Origin of the sequence: Micromonospora sp. NPDC049102 (assembly GCF_043197485.1) — a bacterium.
GTDB lineage: Bacteria > Actinomycetota > Actinomycetes > Mycobacteriales > Micromonosporaceae > Micromonospora.
The window spans coordinates 97,158-103,555 of the sequence record NZ_JBICTE010000024.1; the positions used below are offsets into that span (position 1 = coordinate 97,158).

The following is a 6,398-nucleotide window of genomic DNA, read 5'->3' on the forward strand; positions in this document are numbered from 1 at the left end:
GCAGGGACGGTGACCCCGGCGATGCCGCCCCACCAAGAGGGCGGTGGCGCGGTCAGGAACGCGTACCGACAGCGGCGGCGAAGATGTGCAGGGTGGGCGTCCCCGCCTGGACGGGAGCGACGCCCGCAGCCGGCAACTTCACCCGGGCGACGGTCTTGCCCGAAGCCAACGGCACGGTGACACCGAACACCCCGCTCGGGCCGTCGTACCGCGTGTTGCCCTGCCGGTTCTGGTAGGCGGCAGCGGCCACCAACGTGGTGGGCGCGGCGGGTGTCGCGGTCACGAACCAGTCCGGCGACGTCAGGGTGAACGCCTGCGTCGTGCCGTCGGTGTACGTGATCGTGCCGGTGCCGGAGGCCTGGCCGTGAGCCGCCGCGAAGAGGAACGCGAGAGTGTTACCGGAACCGGACACCGTGACGGTCTGGCCGGTGGCGATGACGTTGTCCAGCTGGCCGGTACCGGCGCTCGACGGCCACGTGAGCTTGACACCGTTGAGGGTGACAGTCCCACCGCGGGCCAGCTTGGCAGTCGCCAGAGCCTCGGCGGAGAAGCTCGCGCCGCCGCCGTCGAAGTCCGCCGGGTTGGTGTCGGCATCGGCGGAGACCGCCACGTTGTTGACCGCCTGGGCCAGGGTGAGCGGCGTCGGAACCGGCGCGCCGGCACCGAACAGGGTGAGCGGGATGCTGTTCGCCATCGCCTCCATACCCAGGTCGTTGGGGTGCAGGTGGTCGCCCGAGTCCATGTCCGACCGGAACTTCGTCGGTGCGGACGGGTCGTGGGTGGCGGCGTCGAAGTCGACGTACGCGTCGCAACCGGAACCCGAGCTACGGACGAAGGTGTTGTACGCGCTGCGCGCGGTCTCGTCGGACGCGGTCCAGGACCAGTGACCCTCGAACGGGGTCAGCGTGGCGCAGTAGAAGGCGACGCCGGCGCCGTGAGCCTTGGCGATGAGCTGCCGGAGTCCGTTGATCAGTTGGGTGCCGGTCGGCGCGCCGTTGGCCAGATCATTGATCGGGTTGTCCGCGAAGATCACGGACCGTACGCCCGAGCGACCGAGAACGTCCCGGTCGAAGCGGTCCAGCGCGCTCGGCCCGGTCCCGACACCCAGGAGCTGGTTGCCCGCGATGCCCTCGTTGAGCACACCCACGGTGCGGCCGGACGCGTTGAGGCGGGCCGCCAGCAGGTTCGGGTACCGGTGGTTGGTGTTGTAGGACGAGCTGTGCCCCTCGGTGATCGACGCGCCCAGGGTGACCACCGCGCCCGTCGCGGCACTGTTGATCACCTCCAGGTCGGAGACGATGAAGTAGCTGGAGAACTGCTGGATCACCGACAGTGACTGGGCACCGACGACGTTGCCGTTGGCCATGTACTGGTCGGAGAAGGCGAACTGCTTGCTGGAGACGTTCTCGGCCCTGGTGGGCGCGTAGAAGCTGATCGCCACGTCGGACTCGGCGAGCACCTGGAAGGACACCGGGTCGCTGACCGCCTCGCCGCCGGCCGGGATGGTCACCGACGACTGCCCGCCGAAGGTCACCGCCTTGTCCGTGGACAACACGATCGACGAGCCGGAGGACCGACGCGCCACGTGGAAGTCCCGCAGCGTCAGCGCCTTGGTGTTGAACACGTTGGACAGCCGAAGCCGGGCCTGTGTGCCACCGATGCTCGTGCGCACGATCTGGCGGGTCGTGGTCTGCGCGGGGAAGACCCCACCGGCATTCTCGTACGCCGTCGACCAGGTACCGGTCCACCCGTCGGCTGCGGTTGCGGTTGGTGCCGTGGTCCCGGCGGACGCCGCCGCGCCGGCCGTACCGGGCTGAATGACGGCGGCCGCGACGAGCACGGCAACCGTCGAGACAACCAATGATCTGCGAAGCTTCACTACTAGATCCATCCTGATAAGTCGATTGGCATTTCAGCCCAAACAAAAAAACCCTATCGGCAGCGCGCACAGTACAGGAGGTCCCCGAAACGGGACGCCCGCCCCAGCACCCATGAGCCACGAGAGGGACCCCGAGGCAGACGATCGACCGATGGTGGCGACGGAGACACCTTCCGTCACATTGACTACAACCAGCCCCAGGGATACCGGTAAGCTCGGTCCCGGCCTCCACCCGGCGGCGCCTCCCGGCGCCGGTGGTGGCCGCCGCCTAATCGCCCGACAGGCGAACCGGGGAACCATGTTCCTGGGGTGCATCCGCGTCAGCGGTAGGGATCTTCCGTCCCGAACCCGTCAGCTAACCCGGTCGGCGGCTGACGGAAGGACATGCGTAGTGGCACCAGCACGACCACCCGCCGCCCGACTCGCGGCCCTGATCGTCATGACGGTCACTCTCGGCATCGCGCTCCCGGTGGGCGCCGCCACCGCCGCTCCCCCCGGTGGCCTGAGGGCCGCCGCAGCGCCCGACAGCGACGAGGAGGGCGGCACACCCGCGCTGCGGGCCCAACTCGATGCGGCCAGCAAGGGCTACCTGGACGCGAAGCGCGCCCTGGACACCTCAGTGCAGCGGCAACAGCAACTCGCGGTCAAGCTGAAGACCACCGAGGCCGAGATGACCGTCCGCACCGGCAAGGTCGGCGAGATCGCCGGCGTCGCGTACCGCACCGGCCGCCTCGGCACCGTCTCGGCCCTGCTGAACAGCAACACTCCCGAGGGCTTCATGGACCGGGCGGCCGCGCTGGACGTGGTGGCCGCCAACGAGGACCGGGTGCTGCGCGACCTGCACACCACCAGGGACGAGGCGAACCGCACCCGCGTCGCCCTCGACGGCGAGATCCGTGAACAGCGCAAGCAGGTCGAGGTGATGGCCAAGCGCAAGGAGCAGGCCGAGCGGGCCCTGACCGTCGCCACCACGAAGGCGCGCACCACCGCCGCCGACACCAGCTCCAACCGCGGCACCTCCACCGCCAACGCCCAGCCCGCCCCGCGCAACTCCGACGGCTCCTGGCCGTCCGAGTCGTGCAGCATCGACGACCCCACCCCGGCCAGCGGCTGCATCACCCCCCGCACCCTGCACGCGCTCAACCAGGCCAAGGCCGCCGGCTTCACCCACTACGTCTCCTGTCACCGCTCCGGCGGCTCCGGTGAGCATCCCAAGGGCCGGGCCTGCGACTTCGCCGCGGCGAAGGGCGGATTCGGCGGGGACGCCAGCGGTGCCGACAAGACGTACGGCAACAACCTGGCCGCGTACTTCATCCGCAACGCCGACCGGCTCGCGGTGCTGTACGTGATCTGGTACCGCCAGATCTGGCTGCCCAGCAGCGGCTGGAAGTCGTACAGCGGGGCGGGTGGCGACCCCTCCAGCGACCACACCAACCACGTACACCTGTCGGTGTACTGACCGGGACCGTCCGGCGTACGTCAGCGGGCGTACCCCGGACGTCGTCGGCGGTCGGACGACGACCACGGGTCGGGCCGGGAGCATTCGCCTATGCCGAGAATCGCGCCCGCCACCCGCAAGGCAATGCTCACCCTGCACCTGGTCACGTCCCTCGGCTGGCTGGGGACCGACCTGGTGCTGCTCACTCTCGGCATCGCGGCACAACGCGGCGCCGATCCGAACGTGGTCTACCCGGTCGCCAGGCTCGTCGGCACCGCACTCTTCGCGCCGCTGAGCGTGCTCGTCTGGCTCGTCGGCGTCGCCAGCGCCCTGCTCACTCCCTGGGGTCTGCTGCGCTACCGGTGGGTGCTGGTCAAGCTCGTGATCACGACGGTGATGGTCGGACTGGTGCTGTTCCTGCTCACCCCGAACCTGCGGGAGGCTGGCGCGCTGGGCGCCGCCCTACCCGCCCGTGGCCGCGCCGACCTGGTGATCGCGCCGGCGGTGTCGACCACCCTCATGATCATCGCGACGGTGCTCTCCACGTACAAACCCTGGGGACGCCTACCCCGGCGCGGCGCGGCGCAGGTGCGGCCCGCACGGGGCGCGGCGCAGCTGCGGCCCGCCGGCGGCGCGGCGTCGGGTCAGGCAACAACCAGGAAGTAGTGGCCTCGAGCCGCTCCGGGGCCACTACTTCCTGGATCGAGCGCGATCATGCCGCGTGCGTGTCGAGGACCGTGGCGAGGCGTGCCGCCAGCGCGAGGTGGGCGGCCCGGGCCTGGCGGAAGGCGTACCGGAACAGGGGTGTCGGCGCACGCAGGGTGATGTCGACGTCGATGCGGATCAGCCCGTCCGAGTCGGCACGCAGCCGGGTGTGGTTGCGCACGGTGGTGGCCGGCCACTGGCGGGCCACGGTGACGATCTCGTCGAGTTCACTGACCAGCACGTCCGCCTGGTAGGTGGTGCGAAAGCGCAGCGGGCCGGCCGCCAGCCTGTCGTTGATCGTGTAGCTGGCGCGGGCGCCCGGACGAGGCGCCACCTCGCGGACCCGGATGATCAGGGGATGCAGCTCACCCTGACGCGTCAGGTCGCTCAACAACGCCGCCGCCTCGGCACGTGTGCAGCGGGCCTGGACGGTGTAGCTGAAGGTATCGCTGCTGAGCACACCGTCTCCCGACGTCGCTGGTCGCACGATGGTCCCGTACCCCCGCCCGGCTGGCAACCGGACGGACACCGTGCGTTGCCCCGGTATCCGCACAGCGTTCCCACCACGGTCGGCTGATGGGGACGCGTGGTCCGCGTTTGCGACAGCGGCGGGTACGTGCACGACGGGCGGGACGACTCCCGGCAGGAGGTCGTGGACGTGCCCGATGAGCGCCTGAGTCGCCACGAGGTCTACAACCTGGCGCTCGGTGCGGTGACCGAGGTGACCGACGTGGACCTGACCGGTCTGGACGAGCAGTCCTGACGGTGGTGGCCGCGCTCAGGCGCCGGGAAGCACCTCGCGGGTGGCGGCTCCGGCGAAGTAGGGCTCCGGCGCGCCGAAGAGGCCGAGCAGGCCGGTCACCCAGAGCTGACGGTGCACGAACCGACTCGGCTCGGTGACGACCAGCTTGACGCCGCTGACCTCGGCGGTCTGGAAGCCGGCGACCATGGCGCTGATGCCCACGGAGTCGATGAAGGTGACCAGCCTCATGTTCAGCTCGATGCGGAGCGGCCGACTCTTGGCCAGCACCTCCGCAATCGCCTCACGAACCTCGTACGCTGTGTCGACGTCGATCTCACCCCGTGGGGCGATCTCGACGACACCACCGGACAGGACCGACTTCACGATCGACAGGCTCACGCGAGCACCTCCACCCGCCCGTCCCCCGGGCGCCTCATCAGTACGCGGGCCGCGACCGAGAGTATTCCTCCAACGGCCTCGGTCGCCACCCCTCGGGATGAGCAATTCACGGATCCGGGCGCACAAAGTCGCCCATATCCCCACTTTTCGGCATCTGATCATTCAATACTTTTCGTTATCTGATCAGTCGACCATCGGTCGGAACCGACGCGTCGCCGGACCAGGGTAGCGGTCGCGGCGGGGCGAGCCCGACATCCGTCCGCCGCGCACGCCCGCCCCCCTGGGCTCGGCGTGTCGGACAGCCCAGCGCGGTGCGACCCGGCCAGGTAACTTGCCGGCGCTGTCTAGCATCGGCCGGGGCACCCACCGTGACGGAGAGGACCTTCGATGATCAAGCGACTGGCCGGGCTGGCCGGCGTCGGTCTCCTGCTCGCCCTCGTACTGGCCTGCGGTTTCGGCGGCGGAGACGACGATGACGACGACGATGACGACGACTTTGCACGTGGCGTGGCCGCAGTGGCGGTGCGCTGACCCGGCCGCAGGGTGCGCCGGACCGGGTTTGCGCCGGACCAGCCTGGGGCACTGCGGAATCAGCGAACCGTGTCGCGCTGACGGACGCCGAGGTCCGAAGTGGCCGGCGGCTTCGGCACCTGAGGAGGTAACCACGATGTTCGGAACGAACCTGCTGGACCGGCGCAGCAAGCCGGAGCGGATTGCGGACCAGGCGTGGGAGCAACTGCTCTCCGCCGTCAGCTCCGCGGGAGACAGTGTCCTGGACACCGCGCGGTCGGCCCGTCGCAGCAGCGGCGACCTCGCCGACGGCGCCGGTGACCTGGTGGGCTCGGCGGCGGAGGAGGCACGGCGTCGCGCCTCGCGCGCCTTCGACGCGCTCGCCGGCCGCCAGCCGGCGCTGCCGTGGACGCTGCTGATCGGCGCCGCGCTGGTCGGCGCGGCGGTCGGCTGGGCCGTCGGCTCCGCCGCCCGCGCAGCCGGCAGTCGAGACGACCGCGCGGTGGACGACGTCGAGTTCGTCGACGTCGACCGCCCCAACTCCCCCGCCGGCCTGGACGACTAGGCCGTGTGTCAAGGTCCTCGGTCGAGCCGAGGGGCGGACGGCGGACGGCGGACACCACGATGAGCGTGATGCCTGTGAGTCATCTTGATGACCCACAGGCATCACGCTCAATGGAGGGGGCGGCGCCGATCCGGCCGGACCACGGGCCCGCGAGCGACGG

8 protein-coding genes and 1 riboswitch are annotated in these 6,398 nt (G+C 70.3%); of the genes, 5 read left to right on the forward strand and 3 right to left on the reverse strand.

The window, feature by feature from the left end:
• Window positions 1–52 precede the first annotated feature (52 nt).
• Window positions 53–1,891, reverse strand: a complete 1,839-nt coding sequence (locus ACGFH9_RS22010; RefSeq protein WP_393222196.1) for a GDSL-type esterase/lipase family protein — start codon at window positions 1,889–1,891, stop codon at window positions 53–55.
• Window positions 1,892–2,134: 243 nt separating this feature from the next.
• Window positions 2,135–2,265, forward strand: a riboswitch (cyclic di-AMP (ydaO/yuaA leader).
• Window positions 2,266–2,270: 5 nt separating this feature from the next.
• Between ACGFH9_RS22010 and ACGFH9_RS22015 the strand changes: the two genes are divergently transcribed.
• Window positions 2,271–3,338 (forward strand): coiled-coil domain-containing protein, encoded by a 1,068-nt coding sequence (locus ACGFH9_RS22015; RefSeq protein WP_393222199.1) that lies wholly within the window; start codon window positions 2,271–2,273, stop codon window positions 3,336–3,338.
• A 90-nt stretch (window positions 3,339–3,428) separates the two neighbouring features.
• Window positions 3,429–3,983: a hypothetical protein gene (locus ACGFH9_RS22020; RefSeq protein WP_393222202.1), complete on the forward strand. Its 555-nt coding sequence runs from the start codon at window positions 3,429–3,431 to the stop codon at window positions 3,981–3,983.
• A 46-nt stretch (window positions 3,984–4,029) separates the two neighbouring features.
• Here the strand turns inward: ACGFH9_RS22020 and ACGFH9_RS22025 are convergent, their stop codons facing one another.
• Window positions 4,030–4,482, reverse strand: a complete 453-nt coding sequence (locus ACGFH9_RS22025) for an SRPBCC family protein (protein WP_355619649.1) — start codon at window positions 4,480–4,482, stop codon at window positions 4,030–4,032.
• A 126-nt stretch (window positions 4,483–4,608) separates the two neighbouring features.
• Here ACGFH9_RS22025 and ACGFH9_RS22030 point away from each other — a divergent pair, with 126 nt between their 5' ends.
• Entirely contained in the window at window positions 4,609–4,785 is a 177-nt protein-coding gene (locus tag ACGFH9_RS22030) for a hypothetical protein (RefSeq protein WP_393222205.1), read from the forward strand.
• A gap of 15 nt (window positions 4,786–4,800) precedes the next feature.
• Here the strand turns inward: ACGFH9_RS22030 and ACGFH9_RS22035 are convergent, their stop codons facing one another.
• The gene (locus tag ACGFH9_RS22035; protein ID WP_355241202.1) at window positions 4,801–5,163 is read right to left on the reverse strand and encodes an STAS domain-containing protein; all 363 of its coding nucleotides are present in this window, start codon (window positions 5,161–5,163) and stop codon (window positions 4,801–4,803) included.
• Between the two features lie 387 nt (window positions 5,164–5,550).
• On the opposite strand from ACGFH9_RS22035, the gene ACGFH9_RS22040 reads away from it, so the two are divergent.
• Entirely contained in the window at window positions 5,551–5,694 is a 144-nt protein-coding gene (locus tag ACGFH9_RS22040; RefSeq protein WP_355241199.1) for a hypothetical protein, read from the forward strand.
• Window positions 5,695–5,830: 136 nt separating this feature from the next.
• Entirely contained in the window at window positions 5,831–6,238 is a 408-nt protein-coding gene (locus tag ACGFH9_RS22045; RefSeq protein WP_393222208.1) for a hypothetical protein, read from the forward strand.
• The last annotated feature ends 160 nt before the right edge of the window (window positions 6,239–6,398 follow it).

What these genes read in the sequence shown, in the direction of transcription:
- ACGFH9_RS22010 (WP_393222196.1), bottom strand. Translation starts at nt 1,891, where the DNA reads ATGGATCTAGTAGTGAAGCTTCGCAGATCATTGGTTGTCTCGACGGTT.
- ACGFH9_RS22020 (WP_393222202.1), top strand. Translation starts at nt 3,429, where the DNA reads ATGCCGAGAATCGCGCCCGCCACCCGCAAGGCAATGCTCACCCTGCAC.
- ACGFH9_RS22040 (WP_355241199.1), top strand. Translation starts at nt 5,551, where the DNA reads ATGATCAAGCGACTGGCCGGGCTGGCCGGCGTCGGTCTCCTGCTCGCC.
- ACGFH9_RS22045 (WP_393222208.1), top strand. Translation starts at nt 5,831, where the DNA reads ATGTTCGGAACGAACCTGCTGGACCGGCGCAGCAAGCCGGAGCGGATT.